This window comes from Pseudoalteromonas sp. bablab_jr011, assembly GCF_016464045.1.
GTDB lineage: Bacteria > Pseudomonadota > Gammaproteobacteria > Enterobacterales > Alteromonadaceae > Pseudoalteromonas > Pseudoalteromonas lipolytica.
Map to the genome: position 1 here is coordinate 11355 of NZ_JACDWU010000316.1, position 18936 is coordinate 30290.

At 42.9% G+C, this 18936-nt stretch carries 16 protein-coding genes; 11 read left to right on the forward strand and 5 right to left on the reverse strand.

Annotated elements, in window-relative coordinates; genetic code table 11:
• Positions 1 to 16: 16 nt before the first annotated feature.
• Together JIG41_RS20510 and JIG41_RS20515 are read left to right on the forward strand one after the other, a co-directional pair.
• A complete protein-coding gene (locus JIG41_RS20510) occupies positions 17 to 940 on the forward strand; it encodes an acyltransferase (protein ID WP_036974092.1) in 924 nt (307 codons plus the stop codon).
• Positions 937 to 2190, forward strand: a complete 1254-nt coding sequence (locus JIG41_RS20515; protein ID WP_036974091.1) for a mechanosensitive ion channel family protein — start codon at positions 937 to 939, stop codon at positions 2188 to 2190. Before JIG41_RS20510 ends, JIG41_RS20515 begins: the two co-directional genes overlap by 4 nt.
• Here JIG41_RS20515 and chrA read toward each other — a convergent pair.
• A complete protein-coding gene (gene chrA / locus JIG41_RS20520) occupies positions 2187 to 3326 on the reverse strand; it encodes a chromate efflux transporter (RefSeq protein WP_036974289.1) in 1140 nt (379 codons plus the stop codon). The two genes, JIG41_RS20515 and chrA, sit on opposite strands and share 4 nt — an antisense overlap.
• A 98-nt stretch (positions 3327 to 3424) precedes the next feature.
• Here chrA and JIG41_RS20525 point away from each other — a divergent pair, with 98 nt between their 5' ends.
• Complete coding sequence (locus JIG41_RS20525) at positions 3425 to 4228, forward strand: ABC transporter substrate-binding protein (RefSeq protein ID WP_051501976.1); 804 nt, start codon at positions 3425 to 3427, stop codon at positions 4226 to 4228.
• 69 nt (positions 4229 to 4297) lie between these two features.
• Complete coding sequence (locus tag JIG41_RS20530) at positions 4298 to 4930, forward strand: OmpA family protein (protein WP_199525361.1); 633 nt, start codon at positions 4298 to 4300, stop codon at positions 4928 to 4930.
• Positions 4931 to 4999: 69 nt separating this feature from the next.
• Here the strand turns inward: JIG41_RS20530 and JIG41_RS20535 are convergent, their stop codons facing one another.
• On the reverse strand, positions 5000 to 6772 hold the full coding sequence (locus tag JIG41_RS20535) for an ABC transporter transmembrane domain-containing protein (RefSeq protein WP_075594165.1): 1773 nt from the start codon (positions 6770 to 6772) through the stop codon (positions 5000 to 5002).
• A 78-nt stretch (positions 6773 to 6850) separates the two neighbouring features.
• On the opposite strand from JIG41_RS20535, the gene JIG41_RS20540 reads away from it, so the two are divergent.
• The 6 genes from JIG41_RS20540 to JIG41_RS20565 all read left to right on the forward strand — a co-directional run bounded on the left by JIG41_RS20540 (position 6851) and on the right by JIG41_RS20565 (position 16115).
• Positions 6851 to 7255: a DUF3224 domain-containing protein gene (locus JIG41_RS20540; protein WP_036974086.1), complete on the forward strand. Its 405-nt coding sequence runs from the start codon at positions 6851 to 6853 to the stop codon at positions 7253 to 7255.
• A 1-nt stretch (position 7256) separates the two neighbouring features.
• Positions 7257 to 7439, forward strand: a complete 183-nt coding sequence (locus JIG41_RS20545; RefSeq protein ID WP_036974085.1) for a hypothetical protein — start codon at positions 7257 to 7259, stop codon at positions 7437 to 7439.
• Positions 7436 to 8053 (forward strand): LysE family translocator, encoded by a 618-nt coding sequence (locus JIG41_RS20550; protein WP_036974083.1) that lies wholly within the window; start codon positions 7436 to 7438, stop codon positions 8051 to 8053. The genes JIG41_RS20545 and JIG41_RS20550 overlap by 4 nt, the downstream gene beginning before the upstream one ends.
• A gap of 180 nt (positions 8054 to 8233) precedes the next feature.
• Positions 8234 to 11128 carry a TonB-dependent receptor gene (locus JIG41_RS20555; RefSeq protein WP_199525362.1) on the forward strand — a complete coding sequence of 965 codons (2895 nt, stop codon included), beginning with the start codon at positions 8234 to 8236 and terminating at the stop codon, positions 11126 to 11128.
• A 22-nt stretch (positions 11129 to 11150) separates the two neighbouring features.
• Positions 11151 to 15467 (forward strand): alpha-1,6-glucosidase domain-containing protein, encoded by a 4317-nt coding sequence (locus JIG41_RS20560; RefSeq protein WP_199525363.1) that lies wholly within the window; start codon positions 11151 to 11153, stop codon positions 15465 to 15467.
• A 108-nt stretch (positions 15468 to 15575) separates the two neighbouring features.
• Positions 15576 to 16115: a PH domain-containing protein gene (locus JIG41_RS20565; RefSeq protein WP_036974075.1), complete on the forward strand. Its 540-nt coding sequence runs from the start codon at positions 15576 to 15578 to the stop codon at positions 16113 to 16115.
• On the opposite strand, the gene JIG41_RS20570 is transcribed toward JIG41_RS20565, so the two are convergent.
• The 3 genes from JIG41_RS20570 to JIG41_RS20580 form a co-directional block, all read right to left on the reverse strand.
• Positions 16112 to 17896 (reverse strand): alkaline phosphatase, encoded by a 1785-nt coding sequence (locus tag JIG41_RS20570; protein ID WP_199525364.1) that lies wholly within the window; start codon positions 17894 to 17896, stop codon positions 16112 to 16114. The genes JIG41_RS20565 and JIG41_RS20570 overlap by 4 nt on opposite strands.
• 62 nt (positions 17897 to 17958) lie before the next feature.
• A complete protein-coding gene (locus JIG41_RS20575) occupies positions 17959 to 18303 on the reverse strand; it encodes a rhodanese-like domain-containing protein (protein ID WP_036974070.1) in 345 nt (114 codons plus the stop codon).
• A 1-nt stretch (position 18304) separates the two neighbouring features.
• Positions 18305 to 18493 (reverse strand): DUF2892 domain-containing protein, encoded by a 189-nt coding sequence (locus JIG41_RS20580; RefSeq protein ID WP_036974067.1) that lies wholly within the window; start codon positions 18491 to 18493, stop codon positions 18305 to 18307.
• Positions 18494 to 18627: 134 nt separating this feature from the next.
• Here JIG41_RS20580 and JIG41_RS20585 point away from each other — a divergent pair, with 134 nt between their 5' ends.
• Positions 18628 to 18933: a metalloregulator ArsR/SmtB family transcription factor gene (locus tag JIG41_RS20585; protein ID WP_036974065.1), complete on the forward strand. Its 306-nt coding sequence runs from the start codon at positions 18628 to 18630 to the stop codon at positions 18931 to 18933.
• Positions 18934 to 18936: the final 3 nt, after the last annotated feature.

Consider the following 18936-nt stretch of genomic DNA (forward strand, 5'->3'; position numbering starts at 1 on the left):
AGCTGAGAGCACACATATGTTAAAGAAATTTTTACCAAATTGGTTAACCGGATTGTTGGTCAGTATTGTGCTGTTTGCCAATGTCATTCTTTGGGGAACCCTTGTGTTGCTGTTTGGTGTGTTGAAACTTATTTTACCATTCAACATCATTAGTCACATTTTGCATGGTGCTTATCGGGGATGGTGCAAAGGGAATCGTTTTGCTCTGTGGCTAGGTTGCCCGAATATTGAAATTAATATTAAAGGCAATGTTAATCGCGATAGCTGGTACTTACTTATTTCTAACCATATGAGTTGGTTAGATATTGTGGTGCTTAGTGCGATTGATGTATTACCGGCGCCAAAGTTTTTTCTAAAAGATGAGCTAAAGTACGTGCCTTTTATTGGCACGGGTGCGTGGGCGATGGGAATGCCTTTTATGAAGCGTGTCAGTAAGTCGCAGCTGGCTAAAAACCCAAAGCTTAAAGGCCTTGATGTTGAACGGACCAAGCGAAGCTGTCGTGATTTTCGTAATCACCCAACCACCATTATTAATTTTGTTGAAGGGACACGTTTTACCCCGCAAAAGCATACAAAGCAGAGCAGTCCATTTGGTTATTTACTCAAGCCCAAAGCGGGAGGGATTGCGTTTGCGCTGGAAGTGCTGGGTGAACAGTTTGATGCGTTACTTAATACTTCTATTATTTACCAAGGTGAGGGCAGTCATATTTGTCGCAACTTAATGCGTGGCCGATTAACGCTCATTAAAGTAGATATACATGTGCAGGCTATCAGTGCTGAGATGATTGGTGATTATCAACATGACCGTGAATTTAGAACCGCTTTTCAGCAACGAATCAATGAAATTTGGCTTCAAAAAGACGCGCAATTATTTAATTATTATCAGGCCAAACAAGGTAGCCTGGTAGCAAATATCAGTAAGGAAGTTGAAGCACCATGAAGCAAACTCACCTGCAACAATTGGTTATGCCTTGGTTTGAAGCAATGCCAGATGCGGAGCTTTTCAGTGCGCTGACAGCCACCGCAATTGGTGTGATTGCTTTATTGCTGGTGTATGTCTTTACTCGGCGCTTAATGCTTCCTGGAATACAAAGTGTTGTAACGCGCCTTTCGCCAGAACGCATTGGTGCATTAGCACCCATGCTAACTAAACTTAATAGACGTTTTGCAGGAACCTTATGTTGCGTGTTGTATTTAGCAACATTCGACAATGTTTACCCTGTCACAGAGGTGGCAGCGTTAGTTTTAAAAACCATTGGTCAAATTGTTCTGATTATTTATGGCGGTTTTATCATCAGCAGCATTGTCAGTATTGCTGGGGGCATTTATAACCAGCTGGAGTTTGCCCGAGAAGTGCCCATACAAGGTTTGATTCAAGTTGTGAAACTGATCACCTTCATGATCTGCGCTATTTTGATCGTCAGTATATTACTTGAAAAGTCGCCCACCTATATTTTATCTGGTTTTGGTGCCATTGCAGCGGTGACCTTGTTAGTGTTTAAGGACACTATTTTGGGGTTTGTTGCCAGTATTCAAATTGCTGCTAATCGCTTAGTTACTTATGGTGATTGGATTCAAGTTGATAGCTATGGCGCTGATGGTGAGGTTATCGACCTTGGTTTGAACACGGTAAAAGTGCGTAACTGGGATAACACGATTACCACCATTCCTACCTACATGTTGGTGGCCGGTTCATTTAAAAATTGGCGGGGTATGCAGGAGTCGGGTGGTCGTCGAATTAAACGCTCTTTAAATATAGATATGAACAGCATTCGTTTAGTTGATGAGGCTTTCCATACGCAAATAAATAGCGCGATACCTCTGCACGACTACATTCGTGTGACAACGTTACCTGATCCTGTTACAAATTTAGGTTTATTTCGTCGTTATGCTGAAGGATACTTGAAACAGCATGAAAGAATTAACCGTGATTTGACCCTCATGGTGCGAGAACTTCAGCCATTTAATCATGGCTTACCAATTGAGTTTTATTGCTTTAGCGAAGACAAACGTTGGATATCGTACGAACATCTACAAGCAGAGATCATGGATCACCTGCTTGCAGTATTGCCTATTTTTGGATTGCGCCCATATCAGAGTGTGACGGGGCAATTTTCGGCTAATGAGCAGCATGTCGTAGATAAACCAAGTATTAAAGTGGTTAACGCGGCGCCTAAAAGTAAAGACTAGAGCGACTGCACTGCCAAAGCGATACCAATAAAGCCAAGTAATAACCACCAAATAGGGGGCTTAGCGACCCTTAACCATGTGAAGGCTGTAACCACTAATACAATCTGCCATATGTTGTTGATTGTGCTGAGCCAAATCGGCGAGTAGAGTGCTGCCGCTAAAAACCCGACTACCGCAGCATTGAGAGCGGCAATACTGCCAGCAAAGCGTGGTTTATCAGCCAATTGTAGCCAGCTTTTTAAAAATGCAAGCATCAATAAAAAGCCCGGTAAAAAAATCAATAGCGTCGCAATAAGTGCTCCCAATAGGGGAGAATGAGGTGTCAGTTCAGCCCCTAAGTAGGTCGCTATTGTAAACATAGGGCCAGGAATTGCTTGTGCACTGGCATAGGCTGACAAAAACTGCTCGGTTTCAAGGCTTGGTATGCTTGCTTGCAAAATAGGTAGCACAACGTGCCCCCCACCAAACACCATCGCTCCTGTTTGATAAAATGGAGCAAATAGTGAGGACCACTCGCCAAAGGGTAAAAAGCTCGCGATAAGCAATACTGCAAAAATGATAAAAGGTAACCACGATACTTTAACGGGTTTACTTACATTCTCATGCTGAGGGAGTTTATGTTGTGGATAAAGCCAGCCAATAATCGCAGCTATAATTAACACAAAAATTTGGCTGGAAAACTGTGAAAAAATAATCAACGATAACGTGCTTAATACCGCGATAAGTTTAAGTAAATGTGTTTTACAAAAGCTCACCGCCATACTGTAAGTTGCATCAGCGACAATAACGATGGCAAATAATTTAAGTCCCGCAATAACAGCAAAATAAATGTTACCAAATTGGTGGGCACTCAGTGCCAAAAAAAACATAATTAAAAAAGACGGTAGAGTAAACCCAATAAAGGCACACAAACCGCCCAATAGACCGCCTTTCTCAACCCCAATCGCAAAGCTTACTTGGCTTGACCCAGGACCCGGTAATGCTTGGCTTAAGCTTATTAGTTGTGCGTAGCGCTCGCTATTTAACCATTTTAAGTTATCGACAAAGTGACGTTTAAAATAGCCTAAGTGCGCTGCGGGGCCACCGAAACTCATGCAGCCTAATAAAAAAAATTGCTTAAATATAACTAGTAACATTGTTTTCGCCATCGAATCTAATCACCTAATTATGACAAATTTCTATGACATTTTTGTGGTTTTTATGACATACACATCGCTAGGATATATAGTAAGGTATGAACGTAGTAACGAGTAACCCTATGAGACTGAGTATCGTAAGCCTATTATTAGTACTTATATCAAGCTCCTTGTATGCAGAACCTGTGCAGAGGGTTATTGTTGCGGTTGATCATTCTCCTCCCTACGGCGTTGTGTCTGAAAAAGGGCATGTGAGTGGCGCGGTGGTCGATATTATGCGTGAGCTGCAACGTACCATACCGATGAAATTAGAATTTGTCGCTTGCCCATTTTCTCGCTGTTTAAAAATGCTCGAACAAAATGAAGTGGATGTGATGGGCGGGTTAATTCGTACCAGCGAGCGTGAGCAAAAAATGCAGTTTATGTCTCCTCCGTACATGATGTTGTCTTCTTCTTTTGGGTTCTATGCAAGAGCAGACCGTGACATCGTTATAAATCGTTACCAAGACTTGCTAGGAAAGCGCATCGCGGTCATGCGAGGAGCCGCTTATTTTTCGCGTTTTGATAATGACAGCTCACTCACTAAAGTGGAGGCTTTGAGTGAAGGTAATGCGTTTGAAATGCTGCTTAAAGATCGCGTCGAACTCGTTATTTCAGTTGAAGATACCGCGGATCATGCCTCGGGTTATTTACAACTCCCTTCACAGCAGATCGTCAAAATGCCTTATCGCTATAAAGACATTATTTACGGCCATATGGCTGTTAGTAAACAGTTTGCCGACACCTCGTTAGCAAAGGAAATTCAATCTCAGTTACACGCTCTTGTACGTAATGGACGTTTAACAGAATTAGTTAAAGCGTATAACCTACCAGCTGTTACACTTATTAAAGAGAACTATTAACCTAATGTTCATGATTTAGTGTTCATAATTGTTAATAGATCAAAATTACTAAATGCCATGGAGAGACACATGAGTCTCAGCAAGTCGATTTTAACAGTGGGTGTTTTAGCCGTTTTATTAACGGGGTGTGAAACAACTAACACAGGTAAAGGTGCTGCAATCGGTGCCGCAACAGGTGCGGTATTAGGTAAAGCAACAGGCGATCATGATGATAAGCGTATCTTTATTGGTGCGGCCATTGGTGCGTTAGCGGGTGCTGCTGTCGGTGACTACATGGATAAGCAAGAAGAAGCATTCCGTGACGAGCTAGCAGGCTCGGGTGTTGAAGTGGTACGTGAAGGCGATAATATTCGCTTAGTTATGCCATCAAACATCACTTTTGCGACAGATCAATCTTATATCTCATCAGGCTTTCACAGCACCCTTGATGCCATTGCACAAGTGATGAACAAATACGAAAAAACCTACTTAAGTGTTGAAGGTCACACTGATAGCACAGGTAAAGACAGCTATAACATGACACTGTCGCAGCAACGTGCGCAAAGTGTTAAAGATTATTTAGTTAATCATCAAATTATGTCGGCACGTATTAGCACACGTGGCTATGGCGAAACACGCCCTGTAGCGAGTAATGATACAGCCAATGGTCGTGCTTTAAACCGCCGTGTAGAGATTCAAATCGTACCAAACACACAAGGTTAGGCTTAATGTAGTCTAGATTTGTGGTCAGGTTTGATATGCCCTTTCAAACCTGACATCCCTCCTTGGATATTAATCCCGATTAAATTGCAATTCGCAAAGCTGCTTATACAGTGGGTTACTAGTCAATAGCTGCTGGTGTGTACCTGTCGCTATAATTTCACCCTTGTCCATTACCACGATGACGTCAGCATGTTTTACGGTGGCTAAGCGGTGGGCAATAATGAGTGTTGTTCTGTCTTTCATTAAGTGCTCGAGTGCCGCTTGCACATGAGACTCGCTTTGTGCATCAAGTGCGCTGGTTGCTTCATCGAGTAATAAAATAGCTGGATCCTTTAAAATAGCGCGAGCAAGCACAATCCGCTGCTTTTGCCCACCAGAAAGACGTACCCCTTGTTCACCTAAAAAGCTGTGATAGCCCTGCGGTAGCTGCGTGATAAATTCATCGGCGTGTGCATATTTGGCTGCCGTGTATACCTGCTCGTCACTCGCATGGGGATTGCCATAGCGAATGTTATGCATTACATCGCAGCTAAACAAAATGGGGTTTTGTGCCACCATGCCCATTTGTTGGCGTAAACAGTGAAGAGATAATTCTTTAATATTAATGCCAGCTAATGAAATACTCCCTGCGCTCGGATCGTAAAATCGTTGCAATAATTCAAATAATGTTGTTTTGCCTGCACCAGAGGGACCAACAATGGCGACTGTTTGACCCTGTTTTACTTCTAAATTAAGTGTACTAAGTGCTGCATTATCGGGTCTAGATGGATAATTAAATGATACATTGTCAAAACGAATAGCAGGGTGGTCAGCTTTATTTAATTCGAGCTGATCATCTTTATTGTGTGCGGGGTTTTGAATCATACTTTCAACAGCGAGCAGCTCTAACAGTCTTGCTGCCGCACCTGCTGCGCGTTGTAACTCACCGTACACTTCGGCAACTGTTGCAACCGACATAGCCACCATAATGGCATAGAATACAAAGGCACCTAGCTCGCCGCCCGTCATGGTACCCGCGAGCACATCACTGCCGCCTACCCAAAGCATCACGCTGATGGCACTAAAGGTTAGAAAGATCACTGCAGCAATTAAAAGTGAGCGTTGTTTAATACGACTTTTTGCGACTAAAAATGCTTTATTCGTTTCTTCAGCAAAAGCCGCTTTTTCGCGCGCTTCATGACTAAAACTTTGTACGACCTTAATATTTTGAATAATTTCGCCTGCATAAGTACTGATATCGGCAATGGCATCTTGGCTCGAACTTGCTAGTTTACGCACTTTACGACCAAAAATTAGCATAGGAACTAACACCATAGGTACACAGGCAACGACCACTAAGGTTAGTTTTAAATTAGTAATTAGCAGCATAGCAAGGCCACCCACTAACATTAAGCTGCTACGAAGCGCCATAGAAAATGATGAGCCAATAATCGATTGCAGCAATGTGGTGTCGGTGGTGAGTCGTGACATCAGCTCGCCGCTACGGTTTTCTTCAAAGTAGCTTGGGTGTAACGTTACAATTCGCTCGAAAATCGCGTTACGAATATCATTACTGACTCGTTCACCTATCCACGACATTAAATAAAAACGACAAAATGTGCCGATTGCTAATAGGCTGATAAGGCCAATAAGAACCATCACTGCTTGTTGAAGTTGTTCTTGAGAGCCTGCAATAAAGCCATGATCAATAACAAACTTCACTCCTTGGCCGAGTGACAAGTTAACGCCTGCGGTGAGTAATAATGCCCCAAGGGCTGCAAATACCACCCATTTGTAGGGCTTAATAAACGCTAAAACGGGTAACAGGCTACTGAACGCGGCCTTTTCTTTGTTAATTGCCATGCTAGATTCTTATTTGTGAATAGGGTATAGATATGGTTATCATCGCTTTAAAAATCAACAGTAAAATAAGGGATTAGTATGGAATCAACAGTGATAAGCGGTCAATTTAACGTGAAATTAAACCCAATTGGGGGGTATGCGACAGGTCAAGATGGCGTGAATCTTGGCCGTATGTCGATAGATAAAACGTTTACAGGCGCTCTGGAAGCAACTAGCCAAGGAGAGATGCTGAGCGCAATGACGGCAACCCAAGGCAGTGCAGGATATGTTGCTATTGAACAAGTGGTTGGTAGTCTGAATGGCAAACAAGGTAGCTTTGTATTACAACATTTTGGCACCATGGATAAAGGCACAGACAGGTTAATTTTAGAAGTCGTGCCAGATTCAGGCGCTGGTGAATTGGTGGGGCTTACGGGTAAAATGGCAATCCGCATTGAGGCGGGAATTCATTACTATGATTTTGAGTATGAGTTAACAAGCTAATATGCAAAAAATTATTGAATTTAAAAAGAAACGTTTTCTGGGTGGACTTGATATCACTGCGTTAAATCAGAAAGTGTACGAGTTAGGCCAATCTGGCTGGCAGGTTAAAACAATCACCACAGCCACCGGTTTTTATGGTCAAATAACGGCCGTTTTATTGTTAGTAGAGAATAATGAATTATGACACTCACAGAGTGGTTGAGTTTAGTGTTAATTTGTATCATGGGTGCTATGTCGCCAGGGCCAAGTTTAGCGGTTGTGTTAAAGCATAGCCTTCACGGTGGTATGAAAAACGGCATGCTGGCGGCCGTGAGTCATGGTGTGGGAGTGGGGTTTTATGCGAGCGCCTCTTTGCTTGGATTAGGCGCACTGATGACCAAGTTACCTACACTTTATAACGTACTCGTGTATGGTGGTGCCGCCTACCTTGCTTATTTAGGTATACGTATATTACTGGCAAAACCCAGTTCGCAAGCCGTGAAAGTTGAACAAGCCATACCTAGTCAACGCGCTGCGTTACAAGATGGTTTTGCTATTGCGTTTTTGAACCCCAAACTTGCGGTGTTCTTTTTAGCGCTCTTCTCACAGTTTATTGACCCAGAAAATCTCACGTTACAGGTTGGCTTGATCATGTGCTTAACCGTATTTGTACTGGATACTGGCTGGTATTTGTTGGTTGCCTTACTCACAGAAATATCAAAAAAGCGCTTTGGTTTTACTAAAGCGAATCCACTTTTTGAAAAACTACTCGGCATGATCTTTATCGCACTTGCAGTGCGTGTCGTAATAACACTTTAAAGCTCTCTATTGCTCCTCTCTCAATAGTAAAACATGAGAGGAGCTCCTGCTTATCCCCAGGAAACGTATAGTGCATACGTATTCATCACACAATATTTACCTTTTGGTTACACTTTGTTGGTTGTTTTTTGACAACAAGAATAAACATAACGCCTCCAATGACAACAGAGTGGGAATCCAATGGGGAAATTTAAGCTAAGTGCATTAATGCTGGCAATGGTTGCAGCAAACAGTGCTATGGCAGCGAACGAAGCAGAACGCACATCTGCAAAGGAACTTGATCCTGAGCTTGAAGTAATCGAAGTGCGCGGCTTTAGTCGCAGCTTAATTCAATCATTAAACCAAAAACGTTTTAGTGACACCGTATCAGAGCAGTTATCTGCTGATGACTTAGGTGCACTTCCCGATGTATCTATGGCAGATGCATTAACACGACTACCGGGTATTTCGGCGGTACGAACAGGTGGCCAAGCTGCCGAAATTAATATTCGAGGTTTATCTGGTGGATTCGTGTTTTCGACTCTCAATGGTCGAGAACAAGTATCGACCAGTGGTAGCCGTAGTATTGAGTTCGATCAGTATCCGTCTGAGTTAATTAGTTCGGCAGCTGTGTATAAGTCACCCAAAGCATCATTAATCGAAGGGGGCGTTGCCGGTACTGTTGAGTTACAAACAGCCAGCCCACTGGATAATGACCAGCAACACAAATTTACCGCTAATGTGCGCGGTATGTATAACGATCGTGCTTCAGAGGTTTTTGATGCCACTGAATATGGCGACCGTATTAGCTTTTCTTATCAGGGTAAGTTCTTTGATGATACCCTCGGTGTAGCGCTAGGTTATGCTCGCTTATTCCAACCTAGTGTTGCCACCCAGTTTATCGGTCTAGCATATAACGGTAATAAAGATGTTGACGGACTTGCAAATGACATCGATGGCCCTGCAGATAACCCCGCTAATGAATATATCAGTGAAGGTTTCGAGCTTCAGCATTTAGGTGGTGAAGAAACGCGTAATGGTTATTTAACATCGATTGAATGGGCACCAACCGATAACTTTAAACTGAAAGGTGATGCGTTTTTATCTCGTTTTGATAGCGAATCATTTGCCCGTGGTTTTCGGGTTAAATTTGGTGGCCCGTCAGCTGTCTATGCGAACCCCTTACTTGACGGCAATGCGGTAATCGGTGGGGCAATCAACCGCACATCAAATAGCTTTACCCGTGTTGAAATAGTCAATGATGATAATCAAGATTTTGATGAAGTTGATAGCTATGGAATTAACGCCGATTGGCAAGTAACCGAGCGCTTGAATGTCAATGCTGATGTGTCGTTATCACGCGCGAAGAGTAATTTCCGCAATGGCTTACTTTGGGCACTGGTAGCGGAAGACGCTACAGTTGATAATCCGGTATTTGATACCAATGTGTCACTAAATTATCAATTAAACGGTCTTGATTTACCTGATATTGGTTTTAATCAAGCTGATGCATTCAGCGATATTGATCGCGTTATGCTTAGTAAATACGGCATTTACCCGTATGAAAATGAAGATGAAGTCAAAGCGTTCCGACTCGATTTTAAATATGAGTTAGAGAATAACTGGTTTAGCTCAATTGAATTTGGTGCGCGTTACTCAGACCGTGAGTACAGCAATAACCGGTCAGTGTTTGAATACGGTAATGACGGCGCATTCTCAGCCACTCAACCTCCACTTCGTTTGACTGATGACATGACCACCGTGGTTGATTGGCAGGGTGAGTTTAGTTATTTCCCATCATACTTAGCGATAGATTTGGATAAAGCACTAAACGCGTGGTTCCCTAATGGCATCCCACAACCTGTTCAAACTTGGGGTAACGCTGAGGGGGTTGTTGATTTAGATGGTGATGGTGAGCCAGATACACAAGGTTATACCACTAACTACTCATGGACCATGCTACAAAGTGGTTCAGTGTATGAAGAAGTGGTATCAGCGTATCTCATGCTCAATATTGATACCGAAATTGGCAAACTGCCTGTCACAGGTAACATTGGTATTCGTCGTGTTGATACGGACCAATCAGCGACGGTGCTTGAAAACGTTGGGAGTGATCCTCAACTCGGTGCGCAATACATTGTCGATGATAACGGCATTGTTAACGACCTTTATGCACCAAACATATTAGGCATTAAATTCACAGACTACCTACCATCATTAAACCTTAACTTTAAAATCAGTGATGCAACGCAAATTCGTTTTGCTGCAGCAAAAGTGATGGCACGTGCTCCGATTAACCGTTTAGCGGGTGACGCCAGTGCATCGGTAAATAATGATGGCGAAATTAATGGTTCAAGTACGAATAACCCATTCTTAAAACCTTTTTATGCGAATCAATACGATATTTCTTATGAGCAATACTTTGAAGATACGGATGGTGCCTTAGTCGTGGCGGCGTTCTATAAGAATATTGATTCATTCATAGATACGATAGCTATTGAAAACTTTGATTTTAAAGGGAATGGCTTCAACGTCCCTGAGTACATTGTCGACCCTGTAAGCGGTGAGCAAATCGAAACGACGAATGGTGTGTACACAACTGCGGTTAACAATGCTAAAGGGGGGTATATTCGCGGGATTGAGCTTGCTTATACGCAAGTTTTCTCTTTCTTGCCATCACCGTTTGAAGGGCTAGGGATTAATGCCAGTTATTCGTATACCGAGAGTGAAGTGCAATCAATCACCGATTTAGGTGGTGATTCTGTTTCGCAAGACTTACCGGGTCTCTCAAACAACGTCTTTAACGGGACACTTTTTTACAGCTACGAAAACTTTGAAACACGCTTAAATGTGCGCTATCGCGATGATTTTGTCTCTGAGCAAGTTGCTGTCAATGAGCAAGTGGTGAACTTTGATGCGGAAACCGTTATCGATTTCCAAACATCGTATCAGTTCACAGATTCATTTGGCATGTTATTACAAGTGAATAACCTGACTGATGAGCCTACACAAAGCTACTTCGGTACAACCAGTAAAACAGGGACCACGCAATTCTTTGGTCGCCAATTTTACTTAGGTTTTACCTATAACCATTGATCAGTAAGCTGGAGATAATAATATGAAAATAATAGCTGATTTTAACCGCTTACTCATTACCTGTAGCATAGCGTTGCTAGCTGCATGTGGTGGTGGAGCTAGTAATGATATTGATTCAGGGCAAGTTTTATTGACCTGCAGCGTACCGCAGATCCCCAATGCAGCGGGTACTGAATGTGTTGATCCACCCCCGATTAATTGTCCGGCCCCAACTGTGCCTGATGAAAATAATGAGAGCTGTGTAGTTGGGGCTGATCCAACACTGCCTGATCCTGTGGTTTTTCCAGCGGATGACGAAGCCATTTTGTTCTATAACCGTACCAGTGATGATGCTTATGAAGGGTATCGTTTGCACACGTGGAATAATGATGTGTGTGATGCATATGCAGCACCGTTTGATGCGACGGATTGGGCAAATGGTCATGAGTACGATGGTATCGATCCGAACTATGGCGCGTACTGGATTGTAAAACTCAAAGACGGCTATAACGAGTGTGCCAACTTCATTGTACATATTGGTACTGAAGGTTCAGGCAAAGCGTTTGGTGATGTCGATTTAAAAATGCCATTGATGCAAGACGATGAAAAGTTCCAACGTATGAACTTTACCATTCATGGTGAACCATCAGTATTTGAATACCCAATTGTTAGCTTAGGTGAGCGTCCGGTGAGTATTTCTGGTGCGTCTGCGCATTGGATTGATCTTTCAACGGTGATTTATAAACCAAGCAATGAGCTTACGAGTATTATTAAATTGCACGCTTCAAGCAGTGCAGATTTAGCTGTCGATGAAGATACTGGTGAGTTAAATGGTCAAGTGGTTGAACTAACATCGACGTCTTTGAACGATGAGCAAGTAGCTAAAGTGCCACACCTTGCTGCATGGAATGCTTACCAAGGTAGCTGGGATGCAGCCGCTGCAAAAGAGCTGATTAAACACCAGTTGGTTGTGGCAGGCTATGATGCTGATGGCAAGCTAATTGAAGCAACTTATGTGCAAACCGCTAAAGCTCTCGATGACTTGTACACCAGCGGTGAAAGTGATGCCAATGAAGCACAACTAGGTATGCATTACGCCAATAATGGCATTGATATCTCGGTATGGGCGCCTACTGCAAGCAATATGAAATTAGCGCTTTACGATGCTAATAAAACTGAGCTTGAACAACTTGCTATGACCTTTGATAGCACAACGGGTATTTGGTCTAGTAATGTCGATATCAGTCACGATCGCCATTACTACCGTTTTATGTTTGATGTTTATCATCCTACTACCAAGCAAATTGAACGTTTATGGAGCACAGATCCTTACTCTTTAAATGTTTCAACTAATGGTTTATACAGCCAACTAATTAATCTTGATGATGACGATACTAAACCGAGTGGCTGGGATGATCGTTTTGTACCAACCATTGATTACCCCGAACAAGCGGTGATTTACGAAGGCCATGTACGTGACTTTAGTGTTCGCGATGAAACGGTAAGTGAAGCAAACCGTGGTAAGTATCTTGCGTTTACTGAGCTTGATAGTGCGCCAATGCGACATCTTAAAAAGCTAGCTGATAATGGCTTAACACATTTCCACTTACTGCCACTGACAGATATTGGCACTATTGACGAAGATGCGAGCCAACGTGTAGATATTACAGCAACGTTAGGTGATTTATGTACACGCATTAACGATGATGCCGATGCATGTAAAACCGAAGATAAGAGCGCATTGATTATTGACCTAATGGCTTCATACCTACCGGGGTCTGATGATGCACAAGCACTTGCCAATGCAATGCGTGGTGTTGATAGTTTTAACTGGGGTTATGATCCGCATCACTTTATTGCCCCAGAAGGCTCTTACGCTTCATCGCCTGAAGGTATAGCACGAGTTAAAGAAACGCGTGCGATGATTCAGTCTTTACAAGAAATTGGTTTACGTGTCGTGCTTGATGTTGTTTATAACCACACCACGTCATCAGGTGTCTGGGATAAATCAGTCTTCGATAAACTGGTACCAGGTTATTACCACAGATATAACGAAATATCCGGTGATATCGAACGCTCAACTTGTTGTGAAAATACAGCAACAGAACATGTCATGATGGATAAGTTTGTTGCTGACTCTATGGTGATTCTAGCTCGTGATTTTGGTTACGATAGCTTCCGCTTTGATGTGATGGGGCATATGCCAAAAGCGTCAATTATGACGGCTCTTAGTGCAGTGCAAGCGGTTGACCCTGATACCTATTTCTACGGTGAAGGTTGGAACTTTGAGGAAGTCGCTGATAATCGATTGTTTGTGCAAGCTAAGCAAATAGATATGGCTGGCACAGAAGTCGGTACCTTTAATGACCGAATTCGTGAAGCAATTCGTGGTGGTGCTTTCTTTAGTAATAGTGCGACAGATGGCAACTTAGCCGAGCAAGATACGCTTCGCTTATCGCTTGCCGGTAACTTACAAAACTACATTCTTAAAGACTTTAAAGGCAATTCAGCAAAAGGCAGTAGCTTTAGTTGGAATACGCAGCCTGCAGCCTATGCACTGGACCCTGCTGATAGTATTAACTATGTCTCTAAGCATGATAACGAAACATTGTGGGATCAGCTGCAATATAAACACGGCAATAACCTTAATATTGAAGAGCGTGTGCGTATTCACAATATGGCTCTAGCGATGCCATTAATGAGCCAAGGTATTCCATTTATGCAAATGGGTGCGGATATGTTGCGTTCTAAATCAATGGATCGTAATAGCTATGATTCTGGCGATTGGTTCAATTTTGTTGATTTCAGTAAAGAAACTAATAACTGGAATGTCGGTTTACCACCGGCACAAGATAACCAAGCTAAATGGGGCGAAATCGCACCAATTTCAGCAAATACCAATGCGCAAGCGATGGCAAGCGACATTGAATATGCAAGTAATGTATTTACTGAGTTCTTATCAATTCGCAGTAGCAGCCCGCTATTTAGCCTAACCACGGAACAAGACATTTTAGACCGCGTAGGTTTCCATAATATTGGAAAACGTCAACAGCAAGGTTTAGTGGTTATGAGCATTGATGATGGCGTTGGTTTGACGGACCTTGATAGCCAGTATGATGCGATTGTAGTGATTATGAATGGAACCGAGCAAAGCTTATCGCATACGGTATCTACTGCCTACGGTTTTGAGTTACATCCTGTTTTAAAAGCGAGTGTTGATTCAAGTATGTCAGCAGCAAGCTTTATGACAGGTGAGGGAGAGGGGACTTTTACAGTTCCTGCTTACACGATTGCTGTGTTTGTGAAACCACAAGGTGTTACGCAAGGTGAAGGTCTAAGTGCTAATGCTACTGCGGGTGCACCAGATATCGTGCCATTCGGTAGTACAACCGTTTATGTTCGTGGCTCATTAAACGATTGGGGTACGGCAAACGGCTTTGACTATGTAGGTAATGGCGAATATAAAATTGCCATCCCACTTACAGCAGGTAGCTATGAGTTTAAAGTGGCATCTGAAGATTGGTCTACGGTTGATTTTGGTGCGCTTTCTGCAGATGTTGCTGAAGTGATTGAAGGTGAAGACGAGCCACTTGCACGCAGTGGGGCCAATATGACCTTTACTGCAGCAATGGACGCTATCTATGTGTTCTCATTTGATGCAACCGACATCGAGAACCCAGTGCTTAAAGTGTATAACGAGGAGCCATTTGTGGGTACTTCAATCTATGTACGTGGTAATTTAAATGATTGGAGTACCAGTGACGAATTGATGTATCAAGGTAAAGGCGTTTACACCTTCACTAAGCAATTAATAGCTGGCAGCTATGAGTTCAAAGTAGCCTCTGGAGATTGGAAAACGGTGGATTATGGTTCAGGTGAAAGCAGTGCGGTTGTTACCGTAGGAACTGAGAAACTGCTTGCAGTGAAAGGTACAAACATGACTATCGACATTGCAAGGGATGGCCAATATCAGTTTGTATTTGATGCTAGCAACCTTGAAGAGCCACTCATAACCGTGTTTAACGCAGAAATGTTTGGTGAAACCCCTGTCTATCTGCGTGGAAGTATGAACAATTGGGATCCAGTTAACCTATTAACCTATGCAGGCGATGCTATATATAGTACGACAATAGCACTCGATGTTGACGATTATGAATTCAAAGTTGCGTCTAGTGACTGGAACACAGTGAATTTAGGTGGTAGTGGTGAATCGCCACTCGCTGTTCTTGGCGAAGCGGCCTCGTTAGAAGCTGTCGGTGCCAATATCTCATTGAGTATTACACAGGCGGGTAACTATCGTTTTACAGTGCAAGGACCTGATCTGAATAAACTAACAGTAATGGTTGAAGCTGTGGAATAGCTTTCCCTGCAGTACCCTTAAGCCGGGCTTTGCTCGGCTTTTTTTATTTTTATTGAAGCAGAGCTGAAGATTGTTTATGGTCATAAATCACCTATAAAGGAGCCTGTGATGTCAGAAACAAGTATATTGAGCGCCCGCTTTAATCCTAAAGTAAAACAGTATTGGTTATTACTGGGTATGTTTACCTGTGTGATTAGTATGATAGGTATTCCTTTTATCCCTATTGTTGCTCTTATTATCTGGCTGGTGGCAGGGCGTATTCTAGCCGCTATGTCGGCACAGCTATTAACGCGAAAACTGGTGGTTAAACGAGGTGTGTTCTTCAAAGAAGAAAAATCAATACCGCTTGAAAAAATCACTGATGTGGCATTAAGCCAAGGGCCTTTAATGCGCCAGTTTGGTTTGTACCGACTCAGCTTCGAAACGGCTGGGCAATCTGGTCAGGGGGCTTTGGTGTCTTTACTCGGCGTGATTGATGCTGCTGAATTTCGTGAAGCCATCCTAAAGCAAAAGGATGAAATAAGCCAAACAAGCGCTAAGGCTGAGCCACAATCTGAGGATAGCCAGTTAGCGCTTTTGCGTTCACTGACCTATAGCGTAAAAAACATTGAGCAAATGTTAGTTACGCTATTAGATGAAAAGCGTTAAACAGATTGCAACGTTGTGCTGCCAGCTTTTAGCGTAAAGGCTTTTTTGCGATCATTGAGCATGGTGTAACTGGCCGTTTTAATACTGCTTACAAATTGCCATTCTGCATGCGCTTGCTGTTCGGTGAAAGTGACTGTTAAATAACCGCGTTCAACTAGGTTATTATAGGCCAAGTCATTAACCAGTAATGCGATCACTTGTTCCATCTGTGCAACTGTTTCGGCTGATTGGCTGTTGAGTGCCAAATAGTTTTCAAGGCCAGGTGATGATACAGAAGACGTTGCAAACTCAACGCCGGCAGTGAGTGACGCTGCAAACGGATTACTCGCATCGGTAACGAGTTGGCCTGCCCATGCATTGTGAGTGTCGCCAGCGAGGACCACGAGGTTCTTCTCTGCAGTGATTGCCGTGCCAAGTATCACTTCTCTCTCGTAAGCATAACCATCCCATGCATCTAGGTTATAAGGTGCTGTTGTTTCTACCCGTGCTCGTTCTTGTGCTGTCACACTTGGATCCCCCGCTAAAATGCGTCCTTTAATTTGCGCAAGTTCGCTGAATAATACATTGGCTTTTGCAAGTAACTCACTGGGATCATTGCCTCCGGCTTGTGCTATTTGAATTGACATTAACAGTTGCAGTATTTCAAAAGGTAAGTGCATTTTAGTCATTAATACTTGCTGACCCAGTACTTGCCATTGTGTTGTTGCCGTACTTAACCCGTCGGTAAGCCAAGTGAGTTGCTCGTTTCCTAATAGGGCTCTCGATGGTGAACTGATTGCAGCGGCAAAATCGCTTTGTCCTTGTGCACTTGTTAAATCAAAGTCGGCATAGTTTAGTTGTTCATCACGGGCTAAAACACGCGTATCGAGCATGTGCAATGACACTAAATTACCAAATTCAAAACGGCGATAAATTCGTTCTTTATCGGCGACATTGCGTATTGGCATCCATTCAAAATAGGCTTGTAAGGCGTGCAGCTTACGTTCGGTAAAATCGCCTTCTCCTTCGTTATGGTTTTCAGCACCATTTTTCCACGTGTCGTTGGTAATTTCGTGGTCGTCCCACACCGTTATAAATGCGCAATTACCGTGTGCGGCTTGTAAGTCTTTATCTGTACGGTAATGGGCATAGCGTTTGCGGTAATCAGTAAGCGAAATAATTTCTTCACTGTTATCATCGGGCAGTAAGCGTCCAAGTAAGGCTGCATCCTCTGTGGCATAGCCGTTATTACCGTATTCGTAAATGTAATCACCCAAATGCAGTACCACATCTAAATCGGTTTGCTTAGCTATTTCACCATACACATGGAAAAAGCCTGCGGGGTAGTTGGCACATGACACAACTGCAAATTTTACTTGCTCAATGGCGCCCGTAGGGAGTGTTTTACCTTTCCCAATAGGTGATGTTTTGCCATTACTTATAAAGCGGAAATAATAGGTGGTGTTTGCAGTTAATCCTTGTAGATCAACTTTTAAGGTGAAATCAGTTGCCGCTGTTACGTCGGTCTCGCCATCGTGGCTAATCGTGTCAAAATTAGCATCGGTAGATGCTTGCCACTTGACTTTAATACTGGAGGTTGCGGTATCAAGAGGCGTAACGCGGGTCCAAATAATAAGGCTATCGGCCAGTGGGTCACCACTTGCAACGCCATGCTCAAAACTGACATGGGTGCTGACATCTTCATCGTCGTCTAAAGTGCAGCCCGTTAAGCCTAAAGATAAAACGGCGACCCCAAATCCGGCCGCCGATGCTTTTAAAAAATGTCTTCGTGTAAATGTCATTGCTCTGTACCTGTTAAAAGAAAAGTAAGAGCTTATCCGACCAGTGTTACTGTTCTGTGAAGCTAAAAAACGTGGCAGATTTGTTCAGCATTACACGTAATTACTGTGACATTCTCGTAACCTACGCGGGTTAGCGCTTCTGCACTAAGTGTGGCACGAGCGCTACTTGCACAGTGCAAGTAGATTGGCCGAGCAGGGTCTTTTTCAATTTCCATTAGTTTCATTTCAAGCACACCGCGCGGGATATTAATCGCACCTGTTGCGGCTTTTGTGGCATGCTCGGCGGGCTCACGTACATCAATCAATAAACCATGATTTTCGCTTAATTCTTGTTTTGCTTGCTCTGCACTAATGCGGCGCTGATTAGGGGCAACAATTTTCATTAGGTCAGGAATTGGGGTTAGCATACTAATCCTCCATGCCAAGTTTGCGTAATAGGGTGATCATAGGACACCACTTAGTGAATGCCGATTGAATTAAGTTTAGAGCAATAAATACCGTAAACCAAATCCACATAGGATTGTGAAACTGTTGGAGCAACAATGAAATACAGATCATTACACCAGCAATAAGGCGGAGCGCGTCATTTAGTTTCATAATTAAACCTCAATAACAAAGGGTGATGTAATTAATATATTAGAAAAATCTACATTAGTAAATTCTAATATTAGACTTTTCTAATATATCTATCTATACTTTACGGGTATTTAAGAATATAGAGTGGTGTGATTATGAACATCGATTTTGCGGCAATGGCCGACAATGTTGAACAAGCAGAGCAAATATTAAAGATCTTAGCGAATAAAAATCGCTTGATGATTCTATGCTCATTGCAAGAGGGAGAACTGAGTGTCAGTGAGCTTAATGAAGCGGTTCCTCTGGCACAGTCTGCTTTGTCTCAGCATTTAGCTGCACTGAGAAAAGCTGAAATTGTGGCGACTCGTCGTGAAAGCCAAACAATTTACTATCGTGTCGTTGATAAAAGTGTGATGGCTATTTTAGAAACACTTCATGGTTTATTTTGTAAAGGTAGTTAAGGG

Bases quoted from the DNA above. Each gene is read 5' to 3' on its own strand.
- JIG41_RS20510 (WP_036974092.1), top strand. From the start codon at position 17: ATGTTAAAGAAATTTTTACCAAATTGGTTAACCGGATTGTTGGTCAGT.
- JIG41_RS20515 (WP_036974091.1), top strand. From the start codon at position 937: ATGAAGCAAACTCACCTGCAACAATTGGTTATGCCTTGGTTTGAAGCA.
- chrA (WP_036974289.1), bottom strand. From the start codon at position 3,326: ATGTTACTAGTTATATTTAAGCAATTTTTTTTATTAGGCTGCATGAGT.
- JIG41_RS20525 (WP_051501976.1), top strand. From the start codon at position 3,425: ATGAACGTAGTAACGAGTAACCCTATGAGACTGAGTATCGTAAGCCTA.
- JIG41_RS20530 (WP_199525361.1), top strand. From the start codon at position 4,298: ATGAGTCTCAGCAAGTCGATTTTAACAGTGGGTGTTTTAGCCGTTTTA.
- JIG41_RS20535 (WP_075594165.1), bottom strand. From the start codon at position 6,772: ATGGCAATTAACAAAGAAAAGGCCGCGTTCAGTAGCCTGTTACCCGTT.
- JIG41_RS20540 (WP_036974086.1), top strand. From the start codon at position 6,851: ATGGAATCAACAGTGATAAGCGGTCAATTTAACGTGAAATTAAACCCA.
- JIG41_RS20545 (WP_036974085.1), top strand. From the start codon at position 7,257: ATGCAAAAAATTATTGAATTTAAAAAGAAACGTTTTCTGGGTGGACTT.
- JIG41_RS20550 (WP_036974083.1), top strand. From the start codon at position 7,436: ATGACACTCACAGAGTGGTTGAGTTTAGTGTTAATTTGTATCATGGGT.
- JIG41_RS20555 (WP_199525362.1), top strand. From the start codon at position 8,234: ATGGGGAAATTTAAGCTAAGTGCATTAATGCTGGCAATGGTTGCAGCA.
- JIG41_RS20560 (WP_199525363.1), top strand. From the start codon at position 11,151: ATGAAAATAATAGCTGATTTTAACCGCTTACTCATTACCTGTAGCATA.
- JIG41_RS20565 (WP_036974075.1), top strand. From the start codon at position 15,576: ATGTCAGAAACAAGTATATTGAGCGCCCGCTTTAATCCTAAAGTAAAA.
- JIG41_RS20570 (WP_199525364.1), bottom strand. From the start codon at position 17,896: ATGACATTTACACGAAGACATTTTTTAAAAGCATCGGCGGCCGGATTT.
- JIG41_RS20575 (WP_036974070.1), bottom strand. From the start codon at position 18,303: ATGCTAACCCCAATTCCTGACCTAATGAAAATTGTTGCCCCTAATCAG.
- JIG41_RS20580 (WP_036974067.1), bottom strand. From the start codon at position 18,493: ATGAAACTAAATGACGCGCTCCGCCTTATTGCTGGTGTAATGATCTGT.
- JIG41_RS20585 (WP_036974065.1), top strand. From the start codon at position 18,628: ATGAACATCGATTTTGCGGCAATGGCCGACAATGTTGAACAAGCAGAG.